Raw genomic sequence first — 15395 nt, 5'->3', positions numbered from 1 at the left:
ATGAAACCCGCAACACCTGCCCGTATTGCTCGGTCGGCTGCGGTTTGATCATGTACAGCCAGGGCGATGCTGCGAAGAACGTTGCGCAAAACATCATCCACATCGAGGGCGACGCCGACCACCCGGTCAACCGCGGCACCCTCTGCCCGAAAGGCGCAGGCCTGCTCGACTTCATTCACAGCCCCGGCCGGTTGCTTTACCCGCAAACGCGCAAACCGGGCAGCAGTGAATGGACGCGGATCAGTTGGGACGAAGCGCTCGATCGCATCGTCGACCTGATGAAGACCGACCGCGACGCCAACTTCATCGAACAAAATGCCAATGGGCAAACGGTGAATCGCTGGCTGAGCACCGGTTTTCTTGCGGCGTCGGCGGCGTCCAACGAAGCCGGTTACATCACTCAGAAGGTGATTCGCAGTCTCGGCATGCTGGGGTTTGATAACCAGGCGCGTGTCTGACACGGCCCGACGGTGGCAAGTCTTGCCCCGACGTACGGCCGTGGTGCCATGACCAATACCTGGACTGATATCGCCAACGCGAATCTGATCCTGGTGATGGGTGGCAACGCAGCAGAAGCGCATCCGTGCGGCTTCAAATGGGTGACCGAGGCCAAAGCGCACAACGCTGCGCGGCTGATTGTGGTTGATCCGCGTTTTACCCGAACCGCTTCGGTGGCCGACTATTACGCGCCGATCCGCACCGGCACCGACATCGCCTTCATGGGCGGGCTGATCAATTACCTGCTGACCGAGGACAAAATCCAGCACGAGTACGTGCGCAATTACACCGACGTCTCGTTCATCGTCAAAGAAGGCTATGGCTTCGAAGACGGCATCTTCAGCGGCTACGACGTCGCCAAACGCAGCTACACCGACAAGTCTGGCTGGGGCTACGAGATGGGCGACGACGGCTTTGCCAGAGTCGATCCGACGCTGCAACACCCGCGCTGCGTCTATCAATTGATGAAGGTGCATTACAGCCGCTACAACATCGACCTCGCCAGCCAGATCTGCGGCATGCCGGTCGACGCCATGCAGAAAATCTGGGACGAAATCGCCACCTGCTCGATTCCGGGCAAGACCATGACGATTCTCTACGCCCTTGGCTGGACGCAGCACTCGATCGGCGCGCAGATCATCCGCAGCGCGGCAATGGTGCAACTGCTGCTGGGCAACGTCGGCATGCCCGGCGGCGGCGTCAACGCCTTGCGCGGGCACTCCAACATCCAGGGCCTGACCGACCTTGGCTTGCTCTCCAATGCACTGCCGGGCTATCTGACATTGGCCAGCGACAGCGAGCAGGACTACGGTCAGTTCATCCATAAACGCACGCAAGTTCCGCTGCGCCCGGGGCAACTGTCTTACTGGCAGAACTACAGCAAATTCCACGTCAGCCTGATGAAGTCGTGGTACGGCGCCAACGCCACTGCCGAAAACAATTGGTGCTACGACCATTTGCCGAAACTCGACATCCCCAACTACGACGTCTTGAAAATGTTCGACCTGATGAGCCAGGGCAAGGTCAACGGCTACTTCTGCCAGGGCTTCAATCCGATCGCCGCGCTGCCGGACAAAAACCGCGTGATGGGCGCATTGGCGAAATTGAAATGGCTGGTGGTGATGGATCCGCTGGCCACCGAGACGTCGGAGTTCTGGCACAACGTCGGGCCGTACAACGATGTGAAAAGCGCGGAGATCCAGACCGAAGTCATTCGCCTGCCGACCACCTGTTTTGCCGAAGAGGACGGCTCGCTGGTCAACAGCAGCCGCTGGTTGCAATGGCACTGGAAAGGCGCTGATGGCCCGGGCGAAGCGCAGACCGACATTCGCATCATGGCCGAACTGTTCCTGCGCCTGCGCAAGCGCTATCAGGCCGAGGGCGGCAAATTCCCTGATCCGCTGTTGAAATTGACGTGGCCGTACAAGATCCCCGACGAGCCTTCGCCGGAGGAACTGGCCAAGGAAATCAACGGCAGCGCCGTGGCTGACTTCACCGATGCCACAGGCGTGGCGGTCAAGGCTGGCTCGCAACTGGCCGGGTTCGGCTTGCTCAAGGATGACGGCAGCACCGCGTCCGGCTGCTGGATTTTCGCCGGTAGCTGGACTGAGGCCGGCAACCAGATGGCGCGGCGCGACAACGCCGATCCGTACGGCATGCACCAGCATTTGGGCTGGGCGTGGGCGTGGCCGGCCAATCGGCGGATTCTCTACAACCGCGCTTCGGCAGATGTCTCGGGCAAACCGTGGGATCCGAAAAAACGTCTGGTCTGGTGGAACGGCAAAGCCTGGGGCGGCACCGACGTGCCGGACTACAAGGCCGACGTGCCACCAGAAGCCGGGATGAACCCGTTCATCATGAACCCCGAAGGCGTGGCGCGATTCTTCGCCGTCGACAAGATGAATGAAGGACCATTCCCCGAGCACTATGAGCCGTTCGAAACGCCAATCGGCATCAACCCGCTGCATCCGCAAAACAAGAAAGCCACCAGCAACCCGGCGGCGCGGATCTTCGATTCGGTCTGGGAAACCCTCGGCGAGGCCAAGGACTTCCCGTACGCCGGCACCAGTTACCGGTTGACCGAGCATTTCCACTTCTGGAGCAAGCACTGCAAGTTGAACGCGATTGCTCAACCTGAACAGTTCGTGGAAATCGGCGAAGTGTTGGCGAAAGAGAAGGGCATCGCTGCCGGCGATCGCGTGCGGGTCAGTTGCAAACGCGGCTTTATCGAAGCGGTGGCAGTGGTGACGAAAAGGATCCGGCCGTTGCAGGTCAACGGCCAGGTCGTGCATCAGATCGGCATCCCGCTGCACTGGGGTTTCACCGGCCTGACGCGTCACGGTTACCTGACCAACACCCTGGTGCCGTTCCTCGGCGATGGCAACACACAGACCCCGGAATCCAAGTCATTCCTGGTCAACGTGGAGAAGCTCTGATGGAGAATCTTTAAATGGCCAGCCAAGACATTATTGCCCGCTCGGCCACCACGACGGTGCCGCCGTCGGTGAGGAATCAGGAAGCGGTGGCGAAGCTGATCGACACCACCAAGTGCATCGGCTGCAAGGCCTGCCAGGTTGCCTGCTCGGAATGGAACGAGCTGCGCGACGAGGTCGGCCACAACCACGGCACCTACGACAACCCGCAAGACCTGAGCGCGGAAACCTGGACGTTGATGCGCTTCACCGAGCACGAAACCGACGCCGGCAACCTTGAATGGCTGATCCGCAAGGACGGCTGCATGCACTGCGCCGAACCCGGTTGCCTGGCGGCGTGCCCGAGCCCCGGCGCGATCATCAAGCACGCTAACGGCATCGTCGATTTCGATCAGGATCACTGCATCGGTTGCGGTTATTGCATCACCGGTTGCCCGTTCAACATCCCGCGCATTTCGCAGAAGGATCACAAGGCCTACAAATGCACTTTGTGTTCGGATCGGGTCGCAGTCGGGCTGGAGCCGGCCTGCGTAAAAACCTGTCCGACCGGCGCCATCGTCTTCGGCACCAAAGAAGACATGAAGGAGCACGCTGCCGAACGCATCGTTGACCTGAAAAGCCGTGGCTTCGAAAACGCCGGTTTGTATGACCCGGCAGGCGTTGGCGGTACGCATGTCATGTACGTGTTGCATCACGCCGACACGCCAACGATCTACGCCAACCTGCCGCAGGATCCGGCAATCAGTCCGTTGGTGGGCCTGTGGAAAGGCATCAGCAAACCTCTGGGCCTGCTGGCCATGGGCGCGGCGGTGTTGGCCGGGTTCTTCCATTACGTGCGCATCGGCCCGAACCGGGTCGAAGAAGATGAACATCCAACGCCGCCCGACACTTCGGTGCACGTCGTCGATCCGGCTGTGCACACCTTCGATCCACGCGGGGAGGAGCGGCCATGAGCAACAAGACGATCCTGCGTTACACCGCCAACCAGCGCACCAATCACTGGCTGGTGGCGATCCTGTTTTTCATGGCCGGACTGTCCGGGCTGGCGTTGTTTCATCCGTCGCTGTTCTGGCTGAGCAACCTGTTTGGCGGTGGGCCGTGGACGCGGATTTTGCATCCGTTTATGGGTGTGGCGATGTTCGTGTTGTTCCTCGGTCTGGTGTTCCGTTTCTGGCGCGCGAACTTCTTTATCGACAACGACTGGAAGTGGATGCGCCGCATTGATCGGGTGCTGGTCAACGATGAAGAAAGTGTACCGCCGGTGGGCAAATACAACGCCGGGCAGAAGCTGCTGTTCTGGACTTTACTGCTGTGCATGCTCGGGTTGCTGTTCACCGGGCTGGTGATCTGGCGCGCGTACTTCAGTGCGTTTTTCGGCATCACCGTGATCCGCTGGGCGATGCTTCTGCACGCGCTCGCCGGGTTCGTGCTGGTGCTGAGCATCATCATTCACATCTACGCCGGGCTGTGGATCAAGGGTTCGGTGGACGCGATGATGCACGGCTGGGTCAGCCGCGCCTGGGCGAAGAAACACCATGAACTGTGGTATCGCGACATCACCCGCGACGAGCGTCAATCGGACGTGCCGGAGCGACCGATCACCAAAAAGGGCTGACTTTTGCCAACCATTCTTGAACCTGGGGAAATTGAAGCGGCGGCCAGTTCGCCGCCGTTTCTGCACCTGCCGCCGCACAATCTGTTTTCCCTGCGCGCTGATCGCCTCGAGCAGTTGGCCGAGGGGCATCCGTTGGCCGAGTATCTGCGCCTGATCGCCGGTTTATGCCGGGTTCAGCAACAGGTGTTCGACGATCCACCGCTGACAGCGCCGTTTGATCAGCAACGGATCGAGGCGTGTCAGCAGCATGGTTTGCCGCCGTTCGCGGCGGATACGTTGGTGCGCGAGGAGGGCTGGCAGGCTTATCTCGAGGCTTTGTTGCAACGTTATCAGCCGGGTGAGCAGCCAGCTGTTGTCGAGGCGGTCGACACTTTGCGCGGCGCCAGTTCCGGCCAGTTGCGCGCGTGGGCGGTGGCGCTGGTCAGCGGCCAGTATTCGATGGTGCCGGCGCAATTGGTGCCGTTTCTCGGGGCGGCGCTGCAAGCGGCGTGGAGCCATTGGCTGCTCACTGCGCCGGATCTGAAATTGAAACCCGGCGATAGCCTCAGCCAGTGCCCGGCTTGTGGTTCGCCGGCGATGGCGGGGGTGATCCGTCATCGTGGCAAGCACAACGGTTTGCGCTATCTGGTCTGCTCGCTGTGTGCCTGCGAATGGCATGTGGTGCGGGTCAAGTGCGTGTATTGCGAATCAAGTAAGGGCCTCGATTATTTCAGCCTTGAGGATGATCGCCACGCGGCGAATCAGGCGCCGTTGCGGGCTGAGGTCTGTCCGGGGTGTAACAGTTATCTGAAACTGGTTTATCTGGAAAACGATGCCGATGCGGAGGCGCTGTCGGCGGATCTCTCCAGTTTGTTGCTGGACATGCGACTGGCGCAGGACGGTTATCAGCGTCTGGCGCCGAATCTGTTGCTGGCACCGGGAGACGAATGACAGCAGGGTCTACACTCCTGAAGCAACCTGTGGGAGGGGGCTTGCTCCCGAAGAGGCCATTTCAGTCACATCATCATCGGCTGACTTACCGCATTCGCGAGCAAGTCGAATCGTCGCACCGCCCCTCCCACAGTGGTCACCGGTGTGCTCCAGCTAGACGTTTAGCGTCAGGACATGCCAGACAGTCTATTGGTTTTGGAGTGGCTGATGTCCCTGCGGTTACCTTCCATTGATGGTTTGTTGCGTCACCCGGCTTGCGCTCCTTTGGCCGAGCGTCATGGGCGAGAATCGTTGTTGGCAAGCTTGCGCCAACTGCTTGATGAACTGCGTCCCGGCGTGTTGAGCGGGCAATTGTCGGCGGTTGAAATCAGCCCCGAAGTGCTCGCCGGTCGCGTCGGCGAACGCTTGGCGCAGCAACAACGCAGTAACGTGCGCCGGGTGTTCAACCTCACTGGCACCGTGTTGCACACCAACCTCGGCCGCGCCTTGTTACCGGACGAAGCCATCGAAGCCGTGCAAATGGCCGCGCGTTATCCGCTCAATCTTGAGTTCGATCTGGCCAGCGGCAAACGCGGTGATCGCGATGATTTGATCGAAGGCCTGATCCGCGAACTGACCGGCGCCGAAGCCGTCACCGTGGTCAATAACAATGCGGCGGCGGTGCTGCTGACGCTCAACAGCCTGGGCGCGCGCAAGGAAGGCATCATCTCGCGCGGTGAGCTGATCGAGATCGGCGGCGCCTTTCGCATCCCCGACATCATGGCCCGCGCCGGCGTGCGTCTGCACGAAGTCGGCACGACCAATCGTACCCATGCTCGCGATTACGAAGCGGCGATCAGCCCACGCAGCGGTTTGATCATGCGCGTGCATGCGAGCAACTACAGCATCGAAGGCTTTACCGCGCGAGTGCCCACCGCTGAGCTGGCCGAGTTGGCGCATCGGCATGCTTTGCCGTTGCTGGAGGATCTGGGCAGCGGCAGTTTGCTTGATCTGACGCGCTGGGGTTTGCCGGCCGAGCCGACGGTGCGTCAGGCGCTGCTCGATGGCGCGGACATCGTCACCTTCAGCGGCGACAAGTTGCTCGGTGGGCCGCAGGCCGGATTGATCGTCGGGCGCAAAGAACTGATTGCGAAGATCAAGAAGAACCCGCTGAAACGCGCGTTGCGTGTCGACAAGTTGACCTTGGCCGCGTTGGAAGCGGTGCTGGGTTTGTATCGCGATCCGGATCGACTGGCCGAGCGTCTGCCGAGTCTGCGACTGCTGACTCGACCGCAGGCGGACATCTTTGCGCAGGCCTCGCGCTTGCAACCGGCATTGGCTGGAGTGATGGGCGAGGGTTGGCAGGTCAGTGCGGTTGAGGCCTTGGGCATGATTGGCAGCGGCAGCCAACCGGTGGCGCGTTTGCCGAGTGCGGCGCTGTGTCTTCGCCCGCACGTTTCCAAGCGATTGCGCGGACGTTGCTTGTTGAATCTTGAAGCAGCACTGCGCGCGTTGCCGATCCCTGTGCTCGGACGTATCGACGACGATGCGCTGTGGCTGGATCTGCGCCAACTCGACGATGAACCGGCGTGGCTGGCGCAATTGTCGCAGTTGCAGGTTGAGCAGTGATTGTCGGCACAGCGGGGCATATCGACCACGGCAAGACATCGCTGCTGCAAGCGCTGACCGGACAAAGCGGTGATCGGCGTCCACAAGAGCGCGAACGCGGGATGACCATTGACCTTGGTTATCTGTATGCCGAACTCGAACCGGGCGCGGGCCTGACTGGATTTATCGATGTGCCGGGGCACGAAAAATTCACCCATAACATGCTCGCCGGGGCGCAAGGCATTGATCGGGTGTTGTTGGTGGTCGCGGCGGATGACGGCGTGATGCCGCAAACCCGTGAACATCTGGCGATCGTCGAACTGCTCGGCATTCCGCGCGCGTTGGTGGCGATCACCAAGTGCGACCGGGTAGAGGCGGGCAGGGTGGAAGAAGTGCAGCGTCAGGTGCTCGATCTGCTGGAGGCCGGGCCGTTTGCCGAGGCGCCGGTTGTGATTGTCTCGAGCGTGAGCGGGCAGGGCGTTGATGAACTGCGCGAACTGTTGCTGCAAACGCAACGTGAAGTGCTGGAACGCAGTCGTGCGGGTGGTTTTCGATTGGCCATTGATCGGGCGTTCAGCGTCGCCGGTGCGGGGATTGTGGTAACGGGTACGGCGCTGTCGGGCGAGGTCTCGGTGGGCGATAAACTCACGCTCGGGCCGTCCGGGAGATCGGTGAAGGTGCGCGGATTGCACGCGCAGAATCAGGCTGCTGAGCAAGCCTTCGCCGGGCAACGGGTGGCACTGAATCTGAGCGGCGAACGCCTGGAATTGGCGCAGATCCATCGCGGGCAATGGCTGCTGAGCGATTGGCTGCACGCCCCGACTCAGCGCGTGGATATCGAATTTCAATTACTGCCGGGCGAACGGACTTTCGAGCATTTTCATCCGGTGCATGTGCATCTCGGCACGCAGGACGTGATCGCGCGGGTGGCGCTGCTTGAAGGATCGCGGCTGAGTGCTGGTGAGCGGATGTTCGCGCAACTGCTGATCAACGCGCCGGTGCATGCGGTGAAGGGTGATCGGCTGATCCTGCGCGACTCCAGCGCCCAGCGCACCCTCGGCGGTGGGCGTGTGCTGGATCCGTTTGCCCCGGCCCGACAGCGCCGCAGTCCTGAGCGTTTGGCGCAGTTGCAGGCGTTGGCTGCCAGCGAGAGTTTTGAGCAGGTGTTGTCAGCGTTGCTTGATCACAGCGCCGGCGGCCTCGGCCCGCAACGGCTGGAACGCCAATTCAATCGTCCGCGCGCAAGCTGGTCTTTGCCTGAGAATGTGCGCCTGATCGAGACGCGCCAAGGCCCGGTGCTGTTCAACGTCCAGCGCTGGGGGCAACTGAAATTCACCCTGCTGGAGCAATTGGCGAAGTTTCATGAACTGGAGCCCGATCAGATGGGCCCGGATCGTGATCGCCTGAGACGCTTCAGTGCGCTGCCGCTGGAACGTTCGACGTTTGCCAGTTTGCTCGACGAATTGCGCGACGCCGGCGCGATCACCGCCAGCGGCCCGTGGCTGCATCTGCCTGATCACCAGGTGCGTCTGAATGCCGAAGACGAAATCCTCTGGCAGCGACTGCAACCGCTGTTTGAAAACGGCGGCTTCGATCCGCCGTGGCTGCGCGACGTGGCGAAAATGCTTGGTGAGGATGACGCCGTGGTGCGTTTGCTGTTGCGCAAACTGGCGCGGCTGGGGTTGATGCATCAAGTGGTGCGCGACCTGTTCCTCAGCGACAGCCAACTGCGCAGGATGGCGGCGATCCTCCTGCAACTGGCCAAGGAAAATCCGCAGATCCAGGTGACAACCTTCCGCGATGCGCTAGGCTTGGGACGCAAACGCTGTATTCAGTTCCTCGAATACTTCGACCGCCTCGGCCTGACCCGGCGCAGCGGCGAAGCACGGCAAATCCGCTACGACAACGCACTGGCCAACACCAGCGCGCACTGAGTTCAAGGAAGGCAATCGCGCCCGGTGGCGCGGCCGGGCTTCAAACCCGGTTGGGGACGGCATCCGTTCCCGGGCAGGTTCGACTCCGGCTGCCTTCCGCCAATTTTTGTAGGAGCTGCCGAAGGCTGCGATCTTTTGATGTTCGTGGCTGCGAGCGGTGTGCGCGATAGTCAGTCTTGTACGATCAACATTCTTTGTTTGAACGCCTTAAGGTCGAAAAGGCGAGGATTGCCGCTGGATTCACCTTCGCGAAGGGCGGCACGGATGGTTTCAAGCTCAAGGCTGCGCTTTTCCCCATCGTAATGGCACGCGGCTATTCGCTCGTTGATCCTGTGATCTTGCTGGTGAGTGATGGAGATAGATTTTCTTATTGTTTCCATGATCGGGTTCCCCTGGAGATGTTCGATGTCGTGGAACCTATCATTTTATTTGCTGCGATAACGTAAGGTCGGTCAAAACTGCTGTGCCTGTCCTGGCCTCATCGCTAGCAAGCCAGCTCCCACAATGTCTGTGTTGTCTGGCATTTTTTCATTGATACCCAAACCCATGTGGGAGCGGGCTTGCTCGCGAAAGCGGTGGGTCAGTCAACATTGCGGGCGACTGATGCGCCGCTTTCGCGAGCAAGCCCGCTCCCACAGTTTTGATTGTGTTTCGGGCAGGGTGATTTGTTCTGTCAGAAGGCGAGCGGGTATTGGATGACGAGGTAGAGTCGGTCGATGTCGTCGCCGGCCTGGGCTTCGTTGGCGCGGTGGGAGACGTGGGAGAGTTGTACTGAGAGGTCTTTTGCCGCGCCGGACTGGACGATGTATTTCATGTCGATGTCGCGCTCCCAGTGTTTGCCGCCATCGCCTTGCTGCAGTTGATACGCGCCGCCAACCGGGGCGTGGGTGCCGTCGATGTGGTCGCCGGTGACGTAGCGGGTCATCAAGGTCAGGCCGGGGATGCCGAAGGCGCCGAGGTCGAGGTCGTAGCGTGCTTGCCAGGAGCGTTCGTGGGCGCCGTTGAAGTCGGCGTATTTGATCGAGTTGGCGAGGTAGATCGAGTCACCGCCGACAAAATCGAACGGCGTGTCGCCATTGACTCGCTGCCAGCCGAGCATCACCGCGTGCGGGCCGAAGGCGTATTTGCCGGACAGGCTGAACGCAGTGTTGTCGATCGCGCCGGCCAGCGCCTGGCCGGTATCGCGGGTGTGGTAGAGGTTGGCGTCGAGCAGCAGGCCGGATTGCTTGAAGTGCAGATTGCCGTAGTACTGGCGCCAGGTGTCGCTCAGGTCAGACGCGTAGAGTGCGGCGCCGAGTGGGCTCTCAGCGAACAGATCGGCGCCGATAAAACTGATGCCGCCGGCTTCGGTATTGGCGCCGTAGCCGTAAAAATCGCCTTTGCCCGATGAGCTGTCCTGATTCTTGAACGCGGTGAAATGACCGGCGACCACATTCAGGTTGTCGATCTCTCGGCTGTTGAGCAGCAAACCCGTGGCGTACTCCGGTTGCAGGCGTTTGTCGGAGGTGTCGAAGACCGGCGTTTCTACGGTCATTTCGCCGAACGCCAGAGTGGTGCGCGAGGTTTTCAGCTTGAGTGCACCGCCGGCGCTGGAGTAGTTGTTTTCGCTGCGGCCGTCACTGTCTACCGGGAGCAAACCTGTGCCGGAATGACCCCTGCCGCCATCGAGTTTGAACCCGGAAAAGGCGTGGGCGTCGATGCCGAAGCCAAGTGTTCCTTCAGTGAAACCTGATGAGAAGGTACCGATAAACCCTTGAGCCCATTCCTGTTTATAGTTTTTACCGCTGGGCGAGGGGGATCGGTAGTCGTTGCTCAGGTAGAAATTGCGCAGAAGGATTTCGGTTTTCGCGTCGTCGAAAAAATCGCTGGCTGAGGCAGTTCCGCTCAGACCGCAGAGCAGCGCAAACAGGGTGAGACGCGAGGGAGCGCGATCGATCATGGTCGGAGGCCAGCAGCAATTGAAGTGGCACCGATGATCGCGGGACTTCAGAGCAGGCGATTGAGCCAATGTGCTGACTTGATGACACAACACAAACCCTGTGGGAGCTAGCCTGCTGGCGATAGCGTCAGTTCATTCAACAATGATGTTGAATGTTCCTCCCTCATCGCCAGCAGGCTAGCTCCCACAGGTTAAATTGCATTTCAGATATTAATAGTTACGACAGTGGCGGGGTGCGGGGCGGGATCTGGCGTTTGCTGCCGGTTGATTCGAATGCAGCGGCCAGGCGCAGCAGGCTCGAATCGTCGTAAGCGCGACCGGCGAAGGTCAGGCCGACCGGCATGCCGATGTCGGCCATCACGCCCATCGGCACGGTGACGGTCGGTACACCGAGGTGACGGATCGCAAGGTTGCCGTTGGCCACCCAGATGCCGTTGCTCCAAGCGATGTCCGCCGATGCCGGGTTAACGTCGGCATCCGCCGGGCCCACATCGGCCACCGTCGGGAACAGCACGGCGTCGAGGCCGAGCTTATCCATCCACTCTTCCAGATCGATGCGACGCGTCTCTTCTAGCCCACGCAAGCCATCGGGCACGGTGCTGATTTCATTCCACGGCGTGATCCCGCGTTCAGCCATGCGCACGTATTCGTCCATGCCGGCGACCAGATCGCCCTCACGGTTGGGCAGGGTGCCCGGCTCGTGCGGGAAAATCTTCAGCCCATCGACGTCGACCAGACGATTGAGCTTCGGATCGCCGTTGGCTTGCAGGAAATCATCGAACGCCCAAGCGGTGAGGTCCCACAGTTCATGGTGAAGAAACTCTTTCGAGACCAGACCACGGGTGAACACGGTCGGCGCGCCAGGACGATCGCCTTCGCAGTTGGAGACTAGCGGGAAGTCAGTTTCGATCACTTCAGCGCCGGCCGCTTCGAGTGCCAGACGTGCCTGTTTCCACAGATCAATCACCGATTCGCGGGTGTTGATGCGCTGGCCGGTCGGGCCACCGATGCCCGGTGCTTCGCTGGTGCCAGCCTCAGGATCGGCATTGATGAACATGCGTGGCACGGCGAATCGTTTGCCGGCCAGCGCTTTCGCGTCGGCGGCCAGATCAGCATAAGCCGCAGGGCGCACGGAGCTGACGCTCGGGATCGGCACCCACGGTTGCAGGCGCCACAGGTCGCCACGGGTGTCCTGGTCTTCGGCGACGACGATGTCGAGCACTTCGAGCAAGTCAGCCATGGTGCGCGCGTACGGCACAACAACGTCCATGGTCGGGGTCAACGGCCAATTGCCGCGCACCGAAATCACCCCGCGCGACGGCGTGTAGGCGCACAGGCCATTATTCGAGGCCGGGCCACGACCGCTCGACCAGGTTTCTTCCGCCAGACCGAACGCGGCGAAGCTGGCAGCGGTGGCAGTCCCGGCGCCGTTGGACGAGCCGGAAGCAAAGGGTGCGGTCAGGTAATCAGCGTTGTACGGGCTCTCGGCACGGCCATAAACGCCGCGCTGCATGCCGCCATTGGCCATCGGCGGCATGTTGGTTTTGCCCAGGCAAATCGCCCCGGCCGCGCGCAGGCGCTCGATGGTGAAGGCGTCGCGATAGGCGACCAGATCGGCAAACGCCGGGCTGCCGGACGCGGCGGTCAGGCCTTTGACCAGATAACTGTCTTTGGCGGTGTAAGGGATGCCATCGAGCGGGCCAAGGGTTTCACCTTTGGCGCGACGGGCATCGGCGGCTTGCGCTTCGTTCAGCGCTTCAGGGTTGCGCACCACCACGGCATTCAGCGCCGTCGGGGTGTCGGCGCCGTCGTAGGCGTCGATGCGCGCGAGGTAGGCCTGCACCAACTCGACCGAGGTGGTCTGGCCGGACTCCAGCGCAGCGCGCAGTTGCGCAATGGACACTTCGGTGACTTCGATCATGCGGTCACCGCCGTTTGAATGAGGGTGTTTTTCTTGGAATGGGTGTTCATATCGGTTCTCGTTGCACAGCTTTAAGCGACAAGGTGAAGACTGGCGCCTATTTAACACCAAGCGGCGCGCGGAGTAATCGGCGGGATCTAACTTTGTCCGCCAATAATTATGTTGGCTGGCCCATTCGCGAGCAGGCTCGCTCCCACAGGGAAATGCATTCCAAATGTGGGAGCGAGCCTGCTCGCGAAGGCGTCCGCCCCGCCAACCGATCAGAGGACGCCGTACTCCCGCGCCGTGCGATCCACTGCAATCCGGGTCTTGTCGATCAACTCATCCAGCTCCGCCCGGGTCGCTACCAGCGCCGGCGCCATGATCATCCGGCCCAGTGTCGAGCGGATGATCAAGCCTTCTTCAAAACCGATCGTGCGGCAACGCCAGGCCATGTCGTTCTCATTGGCAAAGCGCTTGCGGCTGGCCTTGTCTTCAGCAAACTGCAACGCGGCCACCAGGCCGACGCCCTGAATCTCGCCGATCAACGGGTGATTACCAAACACCTCGCGCAAGCAATTTTGCAGATACGGCCCGGTATCAGCCTTCACCTGAGCGACCACGCCTTCATCGCGCAACGCCTTGAGGTTGGCAATCGCCACGGCGGCCGCCACCGGGTGCCCGGAATAAGTCAGGCCGTGGGCGAACACGCCACCTTTCTCAACCAGTGCATCGGCCATACGCCGCGACAGAATCAGACCGCCCATAGGGATGTAACCGGAGGTCAGGCCCTTGGCGATCGACAGGGTGTCGGGCTCGAAACCGAAAGTCTGGTGTGCGAACCATTCGCCGGTGCGGCCGAACCCGCCGATCACTTCGTCGGCGCACAGCAACACGTCGTATTTGCGGCAGATGCGCTGGATTTCAGGCCAGTATGTAGCCGGCGGAATGATCATGCCGCCCGCGCCCTGGAACGGTTCGGCGACGAAAGCGGCGACCTTGTCGGCGCCCAGTTCGAGAATCTTGTCTTCCAGTTGCCGCGCGGCTTGCAGGCCGAATTCTTCCGGGCTGAGGTTGCCTTCGTGGGCAAACCAGTACGGCTCGTCGATGTGCGCGACGTCAGGAATGGTGCCGCCCATTTCGTGCATGAACTTCATGCCGCCCAGCGCCGTCGCCGCCAAGGTCGAGCCGTGGTAGCCGTTCCAGCGGCCGATCATGATTTTCTTCTCAGGCTTGCCTATCACTTGCCAGAACTTGCGCACGGTGCGGATCAGCACTTCGTTGGCTTCGGAACCGGAGTTGGTGTAGATCGCGTGGCTGTAGTGCTTGGGCAGCAGGCTGAAGAGCAGCTCGGACAGTTCGATCACCGCCGGGTGGGTCGTGTGGAAGAACATGTTGTAGTAGGGCAGTTGTTCCAGCTGCGCGGTCGCGGCGGCGGCCAGATCCTTGCGACCGTAGCCGAGGTTGGTGCACCACAGGCCAGACATGCCGTCGAGGTAGCGATTGCCATCGTTGTCCCACAGCGCCAGGCGATCACCGCTGACCATCACCCGTGGGCCTTCTTCGTTGAGGGCCTTTTGGTCGACGAACGCGTGAATGTGGTGCGCGGCGTCGGCGGCTTGGTAATCGCTGGTACTGCGGGTCGAATCGAATTCGGCGGACATGGCTGATCTCCAGAGAAAAGGGCGGGTGAGTGCGTTCGTTGCCGCGCTGCACGAGTAAAGTTTTGTCACCTAAAAATATTTTTGTAAAGAAAATATTTGTCGGTGAAAAAATATCGCCGTAGGCTGAGGGTCATTGGCAAGCATCATCAGAGGCAACATGAGCGGACTTCGAGAGCGGCAAAAGGAACAGCGCCGGCAGGTGATTGCCGAAGCGGCGCTGGAGCTGTTCAAGACCAACGGGTTTGCGGCGACGACGCTGGATCAGATCGCGGTGCAGGCCGGGGTGTCGGCGCCGACGGTGGTGAATTATTTCGGCGGCAAGCAGGAGATTTTGTTGGCGTTGCTGAAGCAGCCGGATGAGAAGGCGATGCGTGATTCGCGGGCTCGTCTTGATGATGATAGTGATCCGCTGGAGGCGTTGTGTGCGTTTGAGGGGTTGATGACGCATTACCAGTTGGAGGCTATGCCGGCTTCACTGTGGCGGGAGTTGGCGCCGTTTTTGTTTACCGGGGAATTGGCTCGGGCGCTTGATCCTTGGAATGCGGCGGTGATTGAGGAGACCAAGGCGCTGCTCGTGCATTTTCAGGGGGTTGGCAGGATTCGCGACTCGGTTGATATTGATGTGGCGGCGACGGTGTTTAATCAGTATGCGAATGTGGCGTTTATTCGGTTGGCGACTGAGGTGACGCCGGATCGGGAGGCGCATTCACGGCATATGCGGAGTGTGTTGGGGTTGATGTGTCATGGGATGTTGGTTGGGTGATTGGGGGCATATCCGTTGCTGCGGGTGGGGCTGATTAGGGTTTCGCCCTTACGGCGAGTCACCTTTTCCAAACGCCGAAAAGGTAACCGAAAAGGCTTTGCCCTGACGTTCGGCCCTCGCTGGGGCTCGGGTT

At 60.8% G+C, this 15395-nt stretch carries 11 protein-coding genes and 1 tRNA gene; 9 read left to right on the top strand and 3 right to left on the bottom strand.

Annotation, left to right across the window (positions count from 1 at the left end; genetic code table 11):
* The 8 genes from fdnG to ACIP1X_RS24745 form a co-directional block, all read left to right on the top strand.
* The coding region (gene fdnG, locus ACIP1X_RS24780) for a formate dehydrogenase-N subunit alpha (RefSeq protein ID WP_400755579.1) at positions 1 to 2933 on the top strand (2933 nt) is incomplete at its 5' end.
* A gap of 14 nt (positions 2934 to 2947) precedes the next feature.
* On the top strand, positions 2948 to 3883 hold the full coding sequence (fdxH, locus tag ACIP1X_RS24775; RefSeq protein WP_034154153.1) for a formate dehydrogenase subunit beta: 936 nt from the start codon (positions 2948 to 2950) through the stop codon (positions 3881 to 3883).
* A complete protein-coding gene (locus tag ACIP1X_RS24770; RefSeq protein ID WP_400755578.1) occupies positions 3880 to 4545 on the top strand; it encodes a formate dehydrogenase subunit gamma in 666 nt (221 codons plus the stop codon). The genes fdxH and ACIP1X_RS24770 overlap by 4 nt, the downstream gene beginning before the upstream one ends.
* Positions 4546 to 4548: 3 nt before the next feature.
* The gene (gene fdhE, locus ACIP1X_RS24765) at positions 4549 to 5475 is read left to right on the top strand and encodes a formate dehydrogenase accessory protein FdhE (protein WP_400755577.1); all 927 of its coding nucleotides are present in this window, start codon (positions 4549 to 4551) and stop codon (positions 5473 to 5475) included.
* A 204-nt stretch (positions 5476 to 5679) separates the two neighbouring features.
* The gene (selA, locus tag ACIP1X_RS24760; RefSeq protein WP_400755580.1) at positions 5680 to 7083 is read left to right on the top strand and encodes an L-seryl-tRNA(Sec) selenium transferase; all 1404 of its coding nucleotides are present in this window, start codon (positions 5680 to 5682) and stop codon (positions 7081 to 7083) included.
* On the top strand, positions 7080 to 8996 hold the full coding sequence (gene selB, locus ACIP1X_RS24755) for a selenocysteine-specific translation elongation factor (RefSeq protein ID WP_400755576.1): 1917 nt from the start codon (positions 7080 to 7082) through the stop codon (positions 8994 to 8996). The genes selA and selB overlap by 4 nt, the downstream gene beginning before the upstream one ends.
* Before the next feature lie 6 nt (positions 8997 to 9002).
* A tRNA-Sec gene (locus tag ACIP1X_RS24750) sits at positions 9003 to 9098 on the top strand.
* 74 nt (positions 9099 to 9172) lie between these two features.
* On the top strand, positions 9173 to 9442 hold the full coding sequence (locus ACIP1X_RS24745) for a hypothetical protein (protein ID WP_400755574.1): 270 nt from the start codon (positions 9173 to 9175) through the stop codon (positions 9440 to 9442).
* A 227-nt stretch (positions 9443 to 9669) separates the two neighbouring features.
* Here ACIP1X_RS24745 and ACIP1X_RS24740 read toward each other — a convergent pair whose 3' ends face one another.
* From ACIP1X_RS24740 to ACIP1X_RS24730, 3 genes are all read right to left on the bottom strand, one after another.
* Positions 9670 to 10935: an OprD family porin gene (locus ACIP1X_RS24740; protein ID WP_400755572.1), complete on the bottom strand. Its 1266-nt coding sequence runs from the start codon at positions 10933 to 10935 to the stop codon at positions 9670 to 9672.
* 217 nt (positions 10936 to 11152) lie between these two features.
* Positions 11153 to 12856, bottom strand: coding sequence for an amidase (locus ACIP1X_RS24735; protein ID WP_400755570.1), 1704 nt, complete (start codon positions 12854 to 12856; stop codon positions 11153 to 11155).
* A 260-nt stretch (positions 12857 to 13116) separates the two neighbouring features.
* The gene (locus ACIP1X_RS24730) at positions 13117 to 14499 is read right to left on the bottom strand and encodes an aspartate aminotransferase family protein (RefSeq protein WP_400755568.1); all 1383 of its coding nucleotides are present in this window, start codon (positions 14497 to 14499) and stop codon (positions 13117 to 13119) included.
* Between the two features lie 157 nt (positions 14500 to 14656).
* On the opposite strand from ACIP1X_RS24730, the gene ACIP1X_RS24725 reads away from it, so the two are divergent.
* A complete protein-coding gene (locus ACIP1X_RS24725; protein ID WP_400755566.1) occupies positions 14657 to 15262 on the top strand; it encodes a TetR/AcrR family transcriptional regulator in 606 nt (201 codons plus the stop codon).
* The last annotated feature ends 133 nt before the right edge of the window (positions 15263 to 15395 follow it).

It is taken from the genome of Pseudomonas sp. NPDC088885, from assembly GCF_044750025.1.
Classification (GTDB): Bacteria; Pseudomonadota; Gammaproteobacteria; order Pseudomonadales; family Pseudomonadaceae; genus Aquipseudomonas; species Aquipseudomonas rustica.
This window is presented reverse-complemented; position numbering and strand designations above follow the sequence as displayed.